The 17909-nt window shown below is 43.7% G+C and carries 14 protein-coding genes and 1 pseudogene; 3 read left to right on the top strand and 12 right to left on the bottom strand.

Annotated elements, in window-relative coordinates; all coding sequences use genetic code 11:
- Positions 1-10: 10 nt before the first annotated feature.
- The 5 genes from HNQ56_RS17565 to HNQ56_RS17545 form a co-directional block, all read right to left on the bottom strand.
- Positions 11-949: an ABC transporter permease gene (locus tag HNQ56_RS17565; protein WP_429148911.1), complete on the bottom strand. Its 939-nt coding sequence runs from the start codon at positions 947-949 to the stop codon at positions 11-13.
- A 322-nt stretch (positions 950-1271) separates the two neighbouring features.
- A complete protein-coding gene (locus HNQ56_RS17560; protein ID WP_429148909.1) occupies positions 1272-2276 on the bottom strand; it encodes a glycoside hydrolase family 43 protein in 1005 nt (334 codons plus the stop codon).
- On the bottom strand, positions 2273-4477 hold the full coding sequence (gnpA, locus tag HNQ56_RS17555; RefSeq protein ID WP_429148907.1) for a 1,3-beta-galactosyl-N-acetylhexosamine phosphorylase: 2205 nt from the start codon (positions 4475-4477) through the stop codon (positions 2273-2275). Before gnpA ends, HNQ56_RS17560 begins: the two co-directional genes overlap by 4 nt.
- 24 nt (positions 4478-4501) lie before the next feature.
- Complete coding sequence (locus HNQ56_RS17550; protein WP_429148905.1) at positions 4502-5503, bottom strand: glycoside hydrolase family 88/105 protein; 1002 nt, start codon at positions 5501-5503, stop codon at positions 4502-4504.
- A gap of 238 nt (positions 5504-5741) precedes the next feature.
- Entirely contained in the window at positions 5742-8189 is a 2448-nt protein-coding gene (locus HNQ56_RS17545; protein ID WP_429148903.1) for an ATP-binding cassette domain-containing protein, read from the bottom strand.
- Between the two features lie 197 nt (positions 8190-8386).
- Between HNQ56_RS17545 and HNQ56_RS17540 the strand changes: the two are divergent.
- A pseudogene (locus tag HNQ56_RS17540) lies at positions 8387-8581 on the top strand (MerR family DNA-binding transcriptional regulator); the annotation flags it as partial.
- A gap of 3 nt (positions 8582-8584) precedes the next feature.
- A complete protein-coding gene (locus HNQ56_RS17535) occupies positions 8585-9103 on the top strand; it encodes a MerR family transcriptional regulator (protein WP_429149040.1) in 519 nt (172 codons plus the stop codon).
- 22 nt (positions 9104-9125) lie between these two features.
- On the opposite strand, the gene HNQ56_RS17530 is transcribed toward HNQ56_RS17535, so the two are convergent.
- The 7 genes from HNQ56_RS17530 to HNQ56_RS17500 all read right to left on the bottom strand — a co-directional run bounded on the left by HNQ56_RS17530 (position 9126) and on the right by HNQ56_RS17500 (position 17027).
- Positions 9126-9512, bottom strand: coding sequence for a (deoxy)nucleoside triphosphate pyrophosphohydrolase (locus HNQ56_RS17530; RefSeq protein ID WP_429148902.1), 387 nt, complete (start codon positions 9510-9512; stop codon positions 9126-9128).
- Between the two features lie 18 nt (positions 9513-9530).
- Entirely contained in the window at positions 9531-12461 is a 2931-nt protein-coding gene (locus HNQ56_RS17525; RefSeq protein WP_429148900.1) for a DEAD/DEAH box helicase, read from the bottom strand.
- A gap of 220 nt (positions 12462-12681) precedes the next feature.
- Positions 12682-13431 carry a helix-turn-helix domain-containing protein gene (locus HNQ56_RS17520; RefSeq protein WP_429148898.1) on the bottom strand — a complete coding sequence of 250 codons (750 nt, stop codon included), beginning with the start codon at positions 13429-13431 and terminating at the stop codon, positions 12682-12684.
- Between the two features lie 139 nt (positions 13432-13570).
- The gene (locus HNQ56_RS17515) at positions 13571-14878 is read right to left on the bottom strand and encodes an MFS transporter (protein ID WP_429148896.1); all 1308 of its coding nucleotides are present in this window, start codon (positions 14876-14878) and stop codon (positions 13571-13573) included.
- Positions 14879-15176: 298 nt separating this feature from the next.
- Positions 15177-16061 (bottom strand): hypothetical protein, encoded by an 885-nt coding sequence (locus HNQ56_RS17510; RefSeq protein WP_429148895.1) that lies wholly within the window; start codon positions 16059-16061, stop codon positions 15177-15179.
- A complete protein-coding gene (locus HNQ56_RS17505) occupies positions 16012-16608 on the bottom strand; it encodes a nitroreductase family protein (RefSeq protein WP_488167876.1) in 597 nt (198 codons plus the stop codon). Before HNQ56_RS17505 ends, HNQ56_RS17510 begins: the two co-directional genes overlap by 50 nt.
- A gap of 263 nt (positions 16609-16871) precedes the next feature.
- The gene (locus tag HNQ56_RS17500) at positions 16872-17027 is read right to left on the bottom strand and encodes a hypothetical protein (protein ID WP_429148893.1); all 156 of its coding nucleotides are present in this window, start codon (positions 17025-17027) and stop codon (positions 16872-16874) included.
- 485 nt (positions 17028-17512) lie between these two features.
- Between HNQ56_RS17500 and HNQ56_RS17495 the strand changes: the two genes are divergently transcribed.
- Positions 17513-17909 (top strand): hypothetical protein (locus HNQ56_RS17495; protein WP_429148891.1); only part of this gene is annotated, 397 nt, incomplete at its 3' end.

The raw sequence follows: 17909 nt of genomic DNA, 5'->3' as shown, positions 1-17909 counted from the left end.
GTTTTTCCTCCTATATCAAGCCATCTTCACCGAGAGATTTTGAAATCCTGTCAGACAGAAGGACAAGACCAAGTGATACCAGTGAACCAAACAATCCGACAGCAGTTGAACGGGAGAAGCCTCCCCCTCGGATCCCCTTTTCAAATACATAAATCGATAATTGGTATTGAACTTCCCTGACATTAATGTTGCCGAAAGCAGTTAAACGCTCAAAATTTGAGCCGATCAGACCGCCGATATTTAAAATCAGCATCATAACAATCGTTGGCTTGATTCCGGGTAATGTTATATGTCTCAGCCTTTTAAACCGGCCCGCACCATCCACAGCAGCAGCTTCATAAAGCTCACTGTTTATACCGGTTATTGCCGACAGATAAAGAATGGATCCCCACCCAATCCCTTGCCAGACATTGATTAAAATGAAGGTTACAACCCAGTGATATTTCTCGGTAAGGAAGGGAATACCCTGTGCTATTGCTCCGGCTTTCATCAACGCCACGTTAATCATACCGCTATCCGTTTTAAAAAGTGTATATGCCACTGATGCAACAATTACCGAGGAAAGAAAATGCGGCAGATATAATACGGTCTGCGATACCCGTTTAAAGCGCATGACATGCAGCTCATTTAACAGCAAGGCCAGAATAATTGGAGCAGGAAAACCTGCTGCCAGCTGCAAAAGGTTCATCCCTACCGTATTACGAAGCGCACGCCAGAAATCCTGATCAGAAAACACCCTTTCAAAAGTTTTAAATCCCACCCAGGCGCTATCCCATCCTTTGGCCGGTTTATAGTCCATGAATGCCATACGAAGCCCGGAGTATGGTAAATAGTTAAATACAAGTACAAAAGAAAGCGGTACCAAAAGCATCAGATATAACTGCCAATACCTTTTAAAATTAATACCTATCCTTTTTCTTATATTCATCCTTGCTCTTCCATCTTTCATAATCGATCTCCTTAAGTAGATTTTTGTGTCATTTTTATAAGCTTGCTCTAATTATTATAGAAAACCTGATTGTTATTATTGTTTTTTAGCATATGGTTTTTGCTATTATCCACCGCCTTATTTATACTAATCATCCAAATGTTATATGTAAATACATGCTAATTATATTGTAAATGCACAAAGATAGATACTTATATATTGGCTATTTAGCCACACCTACATTACATATATTGCTCTTTTTTCACGGGATATCTATAAAGCAAAAATAGTCCGCTTCAAAAAGGCAGACTATTTCACAACTTATATTATTTTATTGAAGCCTTCACATAAAGGCCGGTCCCTTCCCTGTCTGCTCTCTTTCATAAATTTCGACTTTCCCATAGGCATCAAACAGCTTTTGAAGCTGGCTCTCAGTAATTGGAATGACATAGCCATGACGAGGTGTAAAGTCAAAGGAATACTCATTATCCTGTAATTGGCGATAATGGATAAAATCCTTTGTCTCCGCCAGGGCATAGCGGCCGCCATTAAACGAGGTACCGTCCGCCGCAATAATCCACTGGTCTTTACCGGTTATTTTATAAATATTAGATCCTTCCACAGCCATATCGCTGCCGTCTTCCGTCAACATGGGAAGCCGTTGGAACTCCTTGCCTGTAGATGGATCTATCCCAATAAACACACCACTGATGTGATCGGATACCGCAATTCTCTTCCCATCATAGAACATGATATACCTTTTATTTATGCTGTCATAGATAATATCACCGTCAATCGCACCGCCCTGCCCATCGGTTGGTTCCAGCATAAACTCAGGTTCCGTATAAGTATGATAATCCATCAAATTTTGTGCATAGTGGCGCCACATTACGGTTCCCCGGTTATCTTCCGGATTTTCAATTGCCAGGTAAATCATATATGCATTCTTTTCAGGGCACCAGATTGCTTGAGGTGCCCAGGCCCGCACACAATGAACTGTTGAATAAAAATCATGATAGTTAATCCGGGTACTGTCAAGGATCTTAACCAGATCGGCTGTTTTATATATAACAATCGCATGATTATTGGACCATCCTAATGAGCTTTTCATATCTGTAGCTAAAATATAATAGAACCCGTCTTCTCCCTTGAATAGAAAGGGATCTCGCATGCAGCCGCTTCCTAAGCTTGAAGTCATAACCGGCTTTCCATTATTCAACGCTTTAAAATCAAAACCGTTCCGGCTTACGCCGTAGTGAAGCTGCTCTTCTTCAGGGGTATTACCTGTAAAATAAGCAAATAGATAGGCTGTCTCATCTGCTGCCCCATGAACTGTTCTTGCACTCATATGCCATCTCCCTTTTCCTGCAGAATAGGACTTTGTTTACCTTTTTCCCGTTTATCCCCAATGCGTATAACAACCGTATCATAAGGCTCTAAATCCACCGATTGCTTCCCATATTCTGTATCTACAGAAGTCCTTTGTGCCTGTTCACTATTATTAATAACAACCAAACTCTTACTTTCCGGATAATAAGCACACTCCGTAAATAGATTGTCTGTTATATATTTTGTTTCATTTAACTTATTGCCGGCAAAACAAATCAAGTTAAGAAGCAGCCGTGTATTCTCCATGCTAATTTCAAAGGACGGTAAGTAAATGCCCTTGCCTTTACCAAAGCAATTAGAGGTTACCGTTAACATTCCCTCTGCCGCACTTAGAACTTCAGCTGATCCATCGGTAAGATATATTCTGTCCCTGGGCTTTATTGCAGCCCCTTCCGGCACTAAACCATAGGGATCCTTCACCCTATATTTCCATCTTCCATGACTAACCCTGGCACCGGTATCTTCGTCAATTCCCAGAACATGTGACATCCGAAAGAAGGTATCATAACCTTCTACGGCAGACGGTTGATTGATGCCGATGAAAGCACCGCCTTTATATACCCATTCGGTGAGCAGATCGATGCACCTGCAGTTACCCCAATGTTTTCCGCCGCTCCATGCTGAGCCTGCATAACCTGCGTTAATTACCACATCAACATCCTTTAACCCACCCTGCAGGATATCTTCAAAGCTAATAAAGCTAACTTCCACCGGCAGCCCCGATAAAGCCTCAATAATATGAATCAAATCATGCATATCGGTCTCGTGGAAATGGCCCGACAAGGTCCAAGATCTCAACTTGCCGTAGCTGTGCAGAACTGCCGCTTTTGTCCTTATCTGATAAGGCTTTCCCCTATGATGCAGTTCCTTAATTAATCTGAATTCATCTGCAATCTTTTCAATATAATCACAGAAGTCCGGATAAGGTTCCGCCAGGTGTAAATATCCACCCAGGCCAATTCGATCAACAGGCTCACGCAGCAGAGCACGCCTTATATTGATCCAGTATTTTTTCGCATCTAAGGTGGGATTTCCGCCTTCCATGAAGGTTGGCAGGCCTCCCAGCCCAACGGGAAATAAATATGGATGCAGTCTAAGTTCGTGGGTTTCAACTTCCACGCCGGAACATAGCCTGGCCTCAAAGCCGGAGAAAACACATTTTATCAGGCCATCAAAGCCAAATTCATGAAATCTTCCATTGTAAGGCTCCATGCCAACCCAGCTGTCATCATAAAAGACATAGGCCAATTTGCCATGGCGATGTACAATGCCAATTAATTTCTTTCCGAACTCTATTACAAAATTATTGATAAACTCCATCCAATCTAGCTTACGCTGTTCACAGGGAATATGGCTTACACGATATTTTCCTCCATTCACAAAATCCTCAGCAGTCATGGAATAGCCATATTTCTTGGCAAAAAGATCGAGCGCTTTTGAACTAACAGTAAAATCATAGGAACCCCAATCGGTAAAAAGATGCCGGTTTCTTTCCTTACTGCCCCAAATCCAAGCAAAATTATAAAATAGGGAAGTAAATCGAACCACGGTTGTTTCCTTATGGTTGATGCACCAGTTATCCATCCAATCCAGTAAGTACTTTTGCGTTTCTTCATAGATCGGATCTATCTGCATTAAATGCTCTTTATCCCAATTATTCGTAGTATGATTGTACATGGATATCTCTTCCCATATACGGTATGCCATGAAACTTACTGTGTACTTATGCCAGGGTTTAATTCCGGTAATTACTACATTTCCCGCCTCCCTATCATAGTGCCAATTTCCGCTGCTGACCTCTTCCCCGGCAGTTCGGTCATAGACCTGCCAATATTTAATTGACTCTTTTGAATCATTTACTCTAAATTGACCGGCAAAAAAATCTTCCATTAAGTATATGTATAAATAATCCTTCACGGCTATCATGGGATTAGTAATCAGGAAGCACTGCTGTAATTTATTAAGATTTTCTTTGGCCCACTCGTTATGATCTCTAATAATGCAAATTGTAGAATAAATACCGTACCCCGCGCTTATGATTTCATCTGATAATTGTGTGCCATCACTGTCACGAATGACATCTGCCCCCCATTTTTCAGCTAATTCCAAAGTTAATTTCTCATAGCCTGCTTCTCCTGGTAAGGTAAAGCTCCCTTTCAATCCATTCGTCATACTGCAGTCCTCCTACTTGAGCAGATCAGATAGAAAGGCAAGCGCTAAGCCTTGGCCCCACCCCTGCATCCATTCCCTGGGAATACCGCAATAGCCTTCCCTGTCTTTCATGACAGCGGTACCGCCGGATACGTTTAGCACACGTCCATCCTCACTTATATTATGTAAGATACCTTCCAGGGATTTTTGAACATACTTTATATGAAGCGGATTTCCGTTGTTGATCATCGCTGCTGCGATACCGCAAGATGCAGATACCTCTTCATAGGCCATCTCATCGTCTAATATGGTTCTCCATAAACCATTCTCCGTTTGAAATAGCTTCAGCGCTGCTAATTGATCTCTAAGAGAAGATTCAATATCCATACATTGGGGATATAAAAACCAATTTGTTAAAAACACTTTAACCTGTGACATAGTATAAGCTGCCCAGGCATTTGCTCTTCCCCAGTGGAATCCTGACATGTGGTCACCGCGAGTATTATCATAGCCGTGGTACCATAGACTTGTATTAGGGTTCTGCAAATATTTAATATGCCAGTAATATTGATGTAACGCATCCTTAATTAACTCTTGATCCTGTAATTTGACCCCTATTCTAAGCAGGAAAAAAGCCGCCATAAACAGGGTATCTGCCCATGCCTGTTCTTTAAAACCCAAATGCTCCAAGACACCGTCAGCAAATCTGCTGGCTCTGTTCCTGATGAAATCAACTTTACTCATTATGATTTTCCAATATTTTTCTTCCCCCGTTTCTTCATATAGCGTGATAAGCATATGTCCCATGGCACAGGTATTGATAGACCATCCCAGCTCGCCCAGCTCAAGATATTCGTCTGTCCATTTTATCAGCATATCTAAATATTCTTTATTATCTGTAATTTTATAGGCACGGGATACTCCATAATAGGCTACACCGCATGGCCAATCCCATGTTAAATCCATAGTCATTGTCTTTCTGACTACTTTGTCAATTACGTTAATAATCTCTTCCCTGTTATAATTAAGTTCCATCCTAATTTCTCCTCTCTGTTAAACCTGCGGCTTAAGATTTCCGCAGCTTACTTTCAAGCGTAAACCATATGCACTAAAGTTGATACTGATTTATTGGTCGATTCCTTATCTCCCCTTTACAAATATTGCTCTATTTACATATCCGGCAGATTATAAAAATTATAAAAGCTGCTGAAATGATACAGCAGCTTTTATACACCCCTATTGTCTTTCTATATTTTCCATGCCCAACTTCCTCTTACAGATATTTTGCCGTCACACTGTTACCGGTCTCTATCATTTCCTTGGGCGTTCCTTCAAAAATAATGGATCCTCCCTTGTCACCGCCTTCCGGACCGAGGTCGATGATCCAGTCACTGTTTCTGATCATCTGCTGATTGTGTTCCACTACCACAATCGTATTGCCCGCATCCACCATCCGGTCCAGCAATACGAGAAAATGCTCTATATCCCTTGGATGCAGTCCCGTTGTAGGTTCATCCATCAAGTAAAGGGTTCTTTTGCCCGCACTGCTGCCGGTCAGCTCCTTCGCCAGCTTCAACCTCTGCCCTTCTCCGCCGGATAGGGTGGTAAGCGTTTGTCCCAGCTCCAGATAGCCAAGTCCGACATCCTGAAGAAGCTTCAGGATCCTGATGATTTTGGGCCGGTCCGCAAAGAAAGGAAGGGCTTCCTCCACGGAAAGATTTAGCACATCCTTTATGGAATGTCCTTTGTATTTTGCCGCCAGCACTGTGTCATTGAAGCGGTTCCCGTTGCAGACCGGACAGACAACCTGGGTGTTGGCAAAGAACAGCATATTATTATCCACATATCCCAGCCCTTCGCAATTTTCACATCTTCCGCCGGGTGTATTAAAGGAAAAATGCTTTGCTGTCAGCCCCGCCTCCCTTGCCGCCTCGGTTTTTGCAAACACAGCCCTGATTTCCGAATAAACCTCTGAATAAGTTGCCACATTAGAACGCTTCATCCTTGTGATAGCTGATTGTTGGATCTCTACCACCTTATCAAACTGCTCCAGGCCCGATACTTGGTTAGATTGCTTACGATGTTCGTTTTTAGCAAGCACCTCAAAAATCAAAGTGGATTTCCCGGAGCCCGACGGTCCTGTTACAGCTGTGAAGCATCCTGCGGGGATCTCAACCATGATATTTTGAAGATTAAACTTCACCGCATTCCTGATCTGAACTGCGCCTGTGGCTTTTCTGAAGATCGACTTACCAGGGTGAGGCTGGCACAGGTATTCCCCCGTAACGGAAGCTTTCTGGCTCTTGATTTCTTCCAAAGTCCCTGCCGCAACCACCTCGCCGCCATATTTCCCGGAACCGGGACCGATATCCACGATATGATCCGCCGCGGCCATAATATCCACATCATGCTCAATGACCAGCACCGTATTGTCTAAATCACGTAATTTTCGGAGTATGGCGATCAGCCCTTCGGTATCCTTAGGATGAAGTCCGATTGTCGGCTCGTCCAGAATGTAAATGACCCCTGTCAAATCAGAGTCCAGGATTGCCGCAAGCCTGAGCCTTTGCAGCTCCCCGCCTGACAGGGTGATAATCTGGCGGTCAACGGTGAGATAGCCAAGCCCCACATTGACCACCCGTGTCAGCTTTGTTTTTATGTCAAGAAGATAAGCTCTTACCAGCTCCATATTCTGTTCCGTCAGCGAAGCAGACAGTTCATTGATCCACTGGCACAGCTTTTCCAATGAATAGCTTGATAACTGCGGCAGACGTGTCCCCTGGACTGTAATATTCCTGCTTAATTCGGAAAGCCTTTCTCCCTTGCAGTCAGGGCATTCCACAATGTCAAAATATTCTTCCAGCTGCTTTGAATTTCCCTCTTTATCGGATAAACGCCTCCACAATATGGGCAGCACACCTTCAAACCTTCCCGCTGTGACGGTTTTGGGCGGCTTGCGGTCTGGCAGCTTCCTTTTCACCAAATTACTTTCTATCCCATCATACAGGATGGCTTTCTGCACATCACTGAACTGCTGTACAGGAATCTCTTTCGGGATGGGAAGCCCATAATGCTTAAATGCGGCATACAGGATCGAAGTCTGATAGCTGCCGTATGCTTTCTCCCAACAGCGCACTGCTCCGGCTTCCAGGGGCAGGCTTTCATCGACCGTCTTTTCCCTTATGACGGAATGGACCCTTCCCAGCCCCTGGCAGGTCGGACAGGCTCCCTCCCTTGTGTTAAAGGAAAAATGTGTGCGTGTGACCTTGTTCATCCGCTTGCCGCATTGGCAGCAATACATATAAACAAAGAATTCATCGTTAATCTTCTCAGTTTCCTCCCTGCAATCCGCGGCAGAGATGATTTCCCCGCAAAACGGGCATGTCCGCACCCCCAGCTTCTCATAAACCATTCGCAGATCGGTATAGATATCTGTCATTGTTCCTACCGTTGACCTGGGATTGGTGTATGCCGCTTTCTGGGTTATGGCAATGGCCGGAGAGGCCCCTCGTATCCGCTCCACCTTGGGCTTGTGAATGCCCTCCAGGGTAATGGCCTCCAGATATTGCCTCTGACACTCATTGAACAGCACATCCATGAGCAGAGTCGATTTCCCGGAACCCGACAGGCCGGTGAAGACCACCAGCTTATTTCGGGGGATTTCTAATGAAATATTCTTCAGGTTGCCTTCCGCGGCACCGCTGATCATAATATTGAGCATATAAGCCTCCTGCTTCTTTGCAAAATTTCTTCTTTGCACAATCTCATCATTTATAATACGGCAATCAGAGTGATTTATTTTCTTCTATTTATATTATATAACATTAATGCAATAATGGAGGATTTTGTGCGCAAAATACAGTTTCTATTGCATATACCTTATATCACTATTATAATGTTAAAAACGGAGGATTTGTTATGATGATGCGGCCTATTGATATCGCAAGAAAATTAAAGATTAGTACAGCAACGCTCAGACACTATGAAGAATTCGGAATCATTCCTCCGGTTATGCGTTCGCCCAACGGATACCGAATCTATACCGATGAGCATATGGCTTACTTTATTTGTATCAGGGAAATGATTCATGGATTTACTTTATCAGAGATTGCGAAAATGCTGAAGTTAGTGCTGGAGAATAAACATGATGAAGCTCTCTGGATTGCAAATAAGGCGCAGGCTGTACTTCAAAATGATAAATTTGTATGCGAACAGATTAAGTTACGCTTTTTACAAAAGAAAAAGGATACTGTGACAAAAGAGTTTACCATTGATACGGTAAGCAAGATTACGGGCATTATCCCTTCCACTATTCGATACTGGGATAAAATCGGACTGATATCTGCAAGCCGCTGTGCAGACAATAACTATAGAACCTTTACCCAGACACATATTGATGAAATCTTAATGATACAGGCCCTCAAACTCGCTATGCGCGCAAGAGGGGAGAAATACGCCGTTGAGCAAATCCGCAGCGAAATGTGCGGATTGAGCCCTGCTGATACAGGGAAAATTTCCATCATTATCACCAGCATCGAAAGACATTTGGCCGAACTCAACCGGGTACAAATTCAAGGCGTATATGCGTTATACCGCCTCTGTACGCAAATTGAGGAAAATCGATATGATGCCTGAGAGGTTCATTTATTATTTTGTATCAAATAATAGCTTTCAGATTCTCGATTATCCCTATATCAGCCGGAAGCCAGTCAACCGTATCCAACTCTTCCCTTTTCAGCCAGCGTCCTGCCGAATGATCGATCAATTTAATGGTTCCTTCTGTCACATGACAAAAATAACAATGCATAGTTAAGTGAAAATTCGGATAGGTATATTCTACCGTCTGCAAATACTCATCTATTTCTATGACCACATCCAGTTCCTCCGATATCTCCCTGTGCAGGGCGGCCTCCCTGGTCTCCCCTTCTTCCATCTTACCGCCGGGAAATTCCCAGCTGCCGGCAAACTCTCCGTACCCTCTTTGTGTTGCCAGGATTTTATCCCCGTCTTTAATGATAGCCGCCACTACTTCAATATTTTTCATCTCTATCTCTCCATCTCTCTATTTTGTAATGTACTCATAAAGATCTTCCCGTACCGGTGTTTCAAGAAGCCATTCAATTTCAACTGCGGATTTATCCGTATTTGCCATCATAAATTCATTTACCCGTCCGGTAGCATTCATGCGCCCTAAGTAATAGAATTCCTTAGATATCTTATCATCCTTGTTTTTCCGGACAAACAATTCTACTTTTATGCCCAGCTCCCTCGCATTTAAGAACCTCTGTACATCCTCCGACTGAGCAGTTCTGCTCTGCTTTGATATTGCAATCAGATGATTGGGTGTGATAAAACGGTCCTCGTATTTGATGGTATCCTGAATATCAACGGCTTTATCATAATTGATGAATACCGGAAGTGTTTTGGTTTTCGCATCAAATTTATAACCGCCGATATTTAACGGGACTTCATTGGTTTCCCAATCCAATAAACGGCATACATCCTCGTAGGTATATTTCTGATATAATTCCAGATTGGTATCCTGATATCGATTTCCATAATCCCGCTGGTTTCGAAAAATTCCAAATGCAATCAATTCTTTTAGAAGCTCCGCAAACTCCGGGTTATCCAGCATTTTTTCAAAGGCTTGATTAATCTTATAATCATCACCGTCCGGCTCAAGAAATACACATTCCCCATAGGTCTTCCTTCCAGAACCGGAGGAAAATTCATTTGTCATGACGTTGACAACATTTTTTACCGTTTTTTCTTCCATCCGGATCTGATAATCCCGGGACAGTGTTTGCTTCAGTATTCCTATTAATCCGGTGCGGTAAGCCAGCATACGGTTCAACAATTCAAGCTCATGAATGCGTTTTCCAGCTGCAAGCTTTTTCGATATAAACTCAATACATTTCTCTTCCTGCGCACTTAATCTGATCTTATAATCCTTTTCATATCTGACAAGAAATTTATAGTATGAGCCCAGTGAATGATTATCAAAAATACGCAGGACATCCATCTCCCCATAATCATCGAATTCTTTCAAGCTCGGAATATGGCCCAGCTTATTTTTAAGATTTGTATAATTCTCTTTAATCAGCCTGATATCACCAAAGTTTGCCGTATCAATGGAACTAAAGATTCGCTTTTTGGATATCTCGTCAAAATGTATGGTAGAGGATCCGGGAATAATTCTTTCTCCCTCCAGCAAATACCTTCTGATATTATCCTTGTTATAGGTTCTGTCACCTGACAACGCAATCGGGATCATAAAGTTATTGTTATAATTACCGATAAAGTCTAAAATAACAACATACTCTTTATTCTCCGCTTTACGCAGACCGCGCCCCAGCTGCTGAATGAATACGGTTGGACTTTCCGTCGGCCTTAGCATGATGACCTGGTTAATTTCCGGGATATCAACACCTTCATTAAAGATATCAACAGTAAAAATGTAATCCAAAAAATCCTCTCGATTATCCTCTGTTAAACGTTCAATATATTCCTCCCGGCGTTCCTGTGAATCATCACCGCACAGGAATTCGGTATGATAACCGCGGGCATTGAAGCTGTCGGACAACTCCCTCGCTTCATCTCTTCTGCTGCAAAAAATCAAACCCTTTACCCGGTCCCCGCTATAACCGTAATATTCCGCTTTCTCAATTACATAATCCACACGGGCATCGCATACCAGCCTTGCAAAATTTCTCACGCCTGTATTATCATCAAACACTTCGCCGTCGATCTCCAAATCAGTGATACCAAAATAGTGAAACGGGCATAGCAGATTTTCTTCTAATGCCTGCTGCAATCTGATCTCATATGCAATTTTATGGTTAAATAATCCGTAAATATCAAAGCCGTCGGTCCGGTCCGGGCTTGCGGTCATCCCCAGCCAAAAACCCGGTGTAAAATACTCCATGATCTTCTGATAGCTTTCCGATCCAGCCCTATGTACTTCATCAATTATAATTATTTCAAATTCGTCCCTTGCAAACCGTTCTCTTATCTCCGGCTTTGCCATCATCTGCATAGTGGAAAACAGGTAATCCGCTTCAAAGTCTCTTGAGGTTCCTGATATAAGCCCCATCTTCTTTGTATTCCCGAATACATTCTTATAGCTCTTAATGGCTTGCTTTGCAATTTGCTCTCTATGTACAATAAATAATGCTCTGCGGGGATTTTCCTCCCGCAAGGCAAATGCGGAAGCATAGGTCTTCCCCGTACCCGTGGCTGAGACCAATAACGCCTTTTCTTCACCTGCGCTTCTGAGAGCCCGCAGATTAGATACAAAATCCACCTGCATCTTATTGGGCTGTAGCTTGTATTGCAGGATGGAAGGAACCTCCGCTTGCTTCGCCACCAATTTCTGTTTTTTAATCAGCTCATATTGAACCGTATACTGTTCAATAAAATCCGCATAGGCTTTTGCTGATTTTGAATTCCAGAAAACATGGAACTCTTCAATAATATGACTGGCAAACTCACCCTGTCCCGTGGAGATTATCTTTGTGTTCCATTCCTTATTCCTCGTCAATGCTCCCAATGTAATATTGGAGCTTCCAATTATAATCTTATAAATTTCATCTTTTTTAAAGAGGTAGCCTTTTGTATGAAAGCCTTCTCCTTCTTCTCCTGTGCAATACATCTTTAACTCTATATTTTTGAATTCCTCTAACTTTCGTAATGCCTTGGGTTCGCTGAAGCTTAAGTAATCCGTTGTTATAATCCGGCCCGGTATTCCCTTTATCTCTAGTTCTTTCAGGGTTTGCAGCAGCGGGGTTAAACCGCTCATGGTAATGAAAGCAACACTGATATGAAACTGATCGCAGCTCAAAAGCTCATCCTCAATGGAGGACAATACTTTTCTGCCTTCTTTGTAATTGTTAGAAACGAACAGCGGTTTATATGCCAGATTCGATGTAATGCTCTGATCAATAAAGGCTGTTTCGAAACCCTTCATCATTTGCTCTATCTTATAAGTCTGCATAATGCACTCCTGCACTTTTATTATGGTACTTATAAATGTCCTTGAATTTCTCGCTTTCTACCATTTTACATCTTTATTTGACAATAGACAAGCCTAATAAAGGGATGAAACATACAAGCCCCTTGATATCCGAACTCTGTAAATCTGCCGGATATCAAGGGGCCAATTTTTTATCAACATTAATCCATGCCCATTATTACCGTTTGGCATGGGCATTCCATCACAGGAACGGTGCCAAATCCCTGATTGTTGCAAAACCTCCCTGTTTCACCAATATATCCGCTAACTTATGCAAGGTATCACGCCCCAGGAAGGGGTACAGCCCCTTGCATTCAGAGATATTCCCCTGTTCCATCGCTTTTGTAACCAACCTGTCCAGGGTTTCCTCCTTCAGGAAGGGCGCCAGCCCCGTAAGCTGCTGCAGGCTTCCCGTATCCTGTACCCTTCTCACCAGCTTGTCTAAGGCTTCCTCACTTAAGAAAGGAGCCAGCCCGCATAAAGGGCCGATACCCTCCACAACATCAACCCTGTCCACAAAACGTTCCAGATACTCCGCTCCTACAAAGGGCGCAACACTGATCAAATCCCTGAGTGTGAGATGTTCCTCGTTCTCCTCAAGAATACAATCCATCAACCGCTCTGTCTGCGTGGGTCTTAATACCGGTGCAACTTCACCTATGGTCTGTATTGATACCTTATTCTCCTGAACATATCTCTCCGCATCGCCTTCTACTACATGTTTAATCAGATTTTTTCCTTCCTCATCCGATAGCAGCTCGTCAATGCTGCACCCCAATATCACCGTCAGCTCCGGGAGCTTGGAAATATCCGGCATGGAATTGCCCCTCTCCCAGTTGCTCACCGCCTGGTAGCTAACACCCATAGCATCTGCCAGCTCCATCTGGGTCATGTTTTTTGCTTTCCGAAGACTTGCTATCTTCTTACCTATTGTTATTGTACTGAATGTCATTGGCTTCTTTCCCTCTTTTCTATGATTATTCGAAAAGGCTGCGCAGCTCCCTTCACTGGTATCCTACCAGTTTCGGGCCAATATTGTAAGCAAGCAGTAGTTGAATTACTTTTTTATAATTTCAACTACTGCTTGAATTTTAATCCAGCTTCTTATAGATCGGATTTTTAAGGCACATAAAGCTTGTCACAAACCCGACAACACCGACAATAAAGAATATGACGGCAACTCCCGCCCCCTTGCCCGTCCCAAACACAAGGGACAGTATTTGCTGCAGCGGTGACGAGGTGTTCATAAACGGTTCGAAAACATAATCCGCCAGTACCCCGCCCAGGAACAATCCCACAGGAATGGTGCTGTACTGGATCGTATCTCTTGCCGAAAAGACACGCCCCTGCATCTCAATGGGAACATTAGTGCGCATGATTGCGGACAGGTTCGCGTTCAAAAATGCCATCGGTACATTGGAGGCAAATGCCGCAGCGATCCACAATGGTAAAGCACGGGTCAGGCTTTGCCCCACATCTCCTAAGAGAAAGGAAATACCGCAGGCAAAAAATATAACCTTCACACGGCTTTTGGCAGGCTTCATCAAGGTGACAAAAATGCTCCCAAAGAGTGTGCCGATTCCCACAGCCGCTTCTACCATGCCCAGCGCAACCTGATTATTCCCGGTTCTGCTAAGGATTAAAGCAGGCATCATGCCATATCCGCCCATTTTTGCAATAAAGTTAACAAAGGCAAAAAACAAAATGATGCGCAGCAGCGCCGCGTGTTCCCTCAAAAAGTTTATCCCGGACATGCAGCTTTTCACAAAGCTTTCCTTGCGCTCTTCCTTCTCATGCTCCGTATTCTGCTCAAGATCCGGAAGCTTGATAAAAAACAATAAAGTTAAAAATGCAACCAAAAAGCTGGCAAGGTCAAGTATCAAAACTACCCTCAGCCCCCCAAAGGCCAGCAAAGCGCTGCCAAGAGCCGGAGCCAGTATTGTTACAATAGAGCCTGACAAAGCCTGCAACCCGCTGACTCTGACATACTGCTCTTTTGGCACCAGCAGACTGGTCGCCACATAGGATGCCGGATTTTGAAATGCATTCATAAAGCTCAGCAGGAAATTAATGATGTACAAATGCCATATTTCCAGGGCGGAGGAGGTATACAGCAGCAAAACTGCCACCGTTCCCAGGGCCGCCATGAGATCGGCAATCAGCATAATCCTCTTTTTGTCCCATCGGTCGGCAATGGTTCCGGCGATAAAACAAAATAGGATGGAGGGTAAAAACGAGCAGACCGAAAGCAGCGTTATGCTGGATGCAGTCCCCTTCTGTCCATAGACCCAGACAATCAGTGCATAGTTGGTCATAGCCGTACCCAGGGTGGATACGGATTGAGAACTCCACAGGATCAGAAAATCCCGGAGTCCTGAAAACATATTATTCTTTTTCATGGCTTTGCTCCTTCATTATTTAGACTGAATGAAAATGCAAAGCCTAATTTGGACGATAAAGTTAAGCTACCGCTCCACGCAATCTCCGTCCACGATCAGACTTTGCATGGAGCATCAGCAATGGTAAGAATCATATTACACCTCCGAAATAATTTTTATAAGTACGGCTGTAAGGCCTCCGTTAAATTTGCATAGCTTCTTCAACCGTTTCTCCTTGGGATGCCACGTGCCTCATACAAGTTCATTATAACATTTAATACAAATTACATAAAGGATATAAATTAAGGAGTTCACAACTTTATCCGATGTCAAAATTCAGCCGCCCATCTTTCTCGTTCACATATGGCTGCCGATCTTTGATGTAAGTATATTGGGGTAAACGGCATAAGCAATTACGAAGAATGCAGCATAATACAGGATGACGTATTTTATCGCTTTCGCTGTTCATTACATAGCTCTTGCTCAATTGGACGCAAAACTCATCTTTATATTTCAATATCTCAGGCTCGGCGATTTCATACGGCAGCTCGGACAAGCACAGCCAAAAATACCAAACTGTATTACTATGACGGCGTGTTTCCCCATTATATCTGTTGAAAAAGGCAACAAGCTTTTTTATCCATACTGTGTCATCAGAAACTCCAGCAAGAAACCGCAGGACAATCAGAGCAGAATGAAAGCACTCTCCATGGTGGCAATTCTGATATCCGAAACAGGTAGTTTTCAATCGTGCAAGGGTCTTTTCAGCCATATCCTGTACCATCGGATGATCCGCTGCAAACAGATATAATAGTCTGATGATTTCTAATTCATAGGAATTTGCCGATAATATATGGGTTTTCGGAGACATGGGAAGCACCGTTTGCAGTTTCTTGCCCCCATTATACGGCGGTATATAGAATAACGGATACATTTTACGCTCATCCCTTGACTGTCCCAATGCATACAAGTATTCCGGTGCTGCCACACCCTTTTTAAAGCTCTGTACCGTACTCTCATCGCTCCGTGCGGCAAGAAGCTGACGGATGATGTTGGCCTTCTGCGGGCTTGTCAGCTCCCCGCCTTTGATGAGGTAATGATTGGTTTTTATCATTAATTCGTATGCCGTCATAAGGATTCGATCTCCTTTGTACTCATCTCTTCCATTCCACCAGATCAGCCATATTATTTCTAGGTCTGGCATTGGGCTTTTCCTCCGGGATTCCAAAAGAGACTGCTGCGACAATTTGCTCCCCAGTATGAAGCCATTTTGCTATTTCCTCATATGCAAAATAGATGTCACATATCCACAATGACCCATATCCCAGATCAACACCTGCCAGAAGCATATTTTGAATACATGCGCCTACGGATTGGAGATTAGCCGCCTCATAAAAACGAGTTTCCCAATCTTGGGGAAAATGATCCATCCTATTTAATGGGTTAATAACAAAAATCGTTACCGGAGCCTGCTCCATAATTGAAAGAGTGTGCCTGGCACCTGAGATATAGTTTATGCTTTGGGGCAGTACGGGGTCTTCCTCCTGCCTCTTGAGGCCATTCTGCATCGCCTTCAGCATGTCATCCTTTGCATTTCCTTCCACCACCACAAATCTCCACGGCTGCCTGTTCTTCGCTGACGGCGCCCGCATTCCGGCGTCAATGATTGTTTCAATAGCTTTATGCGGAATCATTGCAGTATTATACTTTCTTATGCTGCGTCTATCATTGATTGCAGTAATAGTTTCCATATTCAAATCCTTTCAATCATTGCAAAAGATGATTTATGTAAGTTTTTATTCGAGTATATCACGCAAAAGAAAAGAAGTCCATCACCTTATATCAATCGACTTCTTCTGACTTTTTCTCTTATTCCTATCGTTGCTGCGGATGATGCTATATTACATCATTTCCACTGTAATACAGTGTTCTTTCCCATCACCAAATAACTTTATATTGTTACCGTCCAACAGCTTACCATCTACAGTCATACTGGCAATTGCGAAAAGTGAAATTAAAAAAGCTGCCAATATCCTAGATCAATTTGTCCAAGCAGCAAAATTTTTACCTCGCTGTACCTTTCCATGTTTGTTTCAACATAGCCACGGCAGGCGCTGTTGTCCCAAATCTCGGCAAGTATTTTATCAAGTTGTGTTTTTATTCGATTCATTTTTCTATATAGAATAGGTAAGTGCAACGCCGGAAAGTTTCGGATTGTCATAAAAGGAAAAAATCGGCGCGGTTATCTATTGTATTTAGAGCGTATATTTCATAAATGAAATGTCAATGTCGAATAATGTGGATTTATAGTAACATATAAGAGTTTTTCTCATACATTTAAAGTAGGATTATAAAATCCCAGTTAATTTAGAAAGGAGTTTTTACATGAATAATAGAGATGCATCAAAAAGCAAATTCATAACTGATAGCCAAGACAACATGATTGTTAGTGCTGCAAATCTATATAGGCCATGGGATCCCATAAGGCCAAATTGCTGCAATCCGGATCCGTGCAGGCCGCAATGCAGACCACCGTGCCCTCCTCGGTGTCCTGGACCAACAGGACCAACAGGAGCCACAGGAGCACAAGGACCTACCGGGGCTACCGGGATTACTGGAGCCACAGGACCTACCGGAGCTACCGGGGTTACTGGAGTGACCGGACCTACCGGGGCTACCGGAGCGGATGGAGCCACAGGACCTACTGGACCTACCGGGGCTACTGGGGCGGATGGAGCCACAGGACCTACCGGGACAACCGGGGCTACTGGAGCCACAGGACCTACCGGGGCTACCGGGATTACTGGAGCCACAGGACCTACCGGGGCTACCGGGGTTACTGGAGCCACAGGACCTACCGGAGCTACCGGGGTTACTGGAGCCACAGGACCTACCGGAGCTACCGGGGTTACTGGAGCCACAGGACCTACCGGAGCTACCGGGGTTACTGGAGTGACCGGACCTACCGGGGCTACCGGAGCGGATGGAGCCACAGGACCTACTGGACCTACCGGGGCTACTGGGGCGGATGGAGCCACAGGACCTACCGGGA

Source organism: Anaerotaenia torta (assembly GCF_050433395.1).
Lineage (GTDB): Bacteria > Bacillota > Clostridia > Lachnospirales > Lachnospiraceae > Mobilitalea > Mobilitalea torta.
The sequence above is the reverse complement of the archived record's forward strand: the minus strand, read 5'-3'. Positions and strand labels throughout refer to the sequence as shown.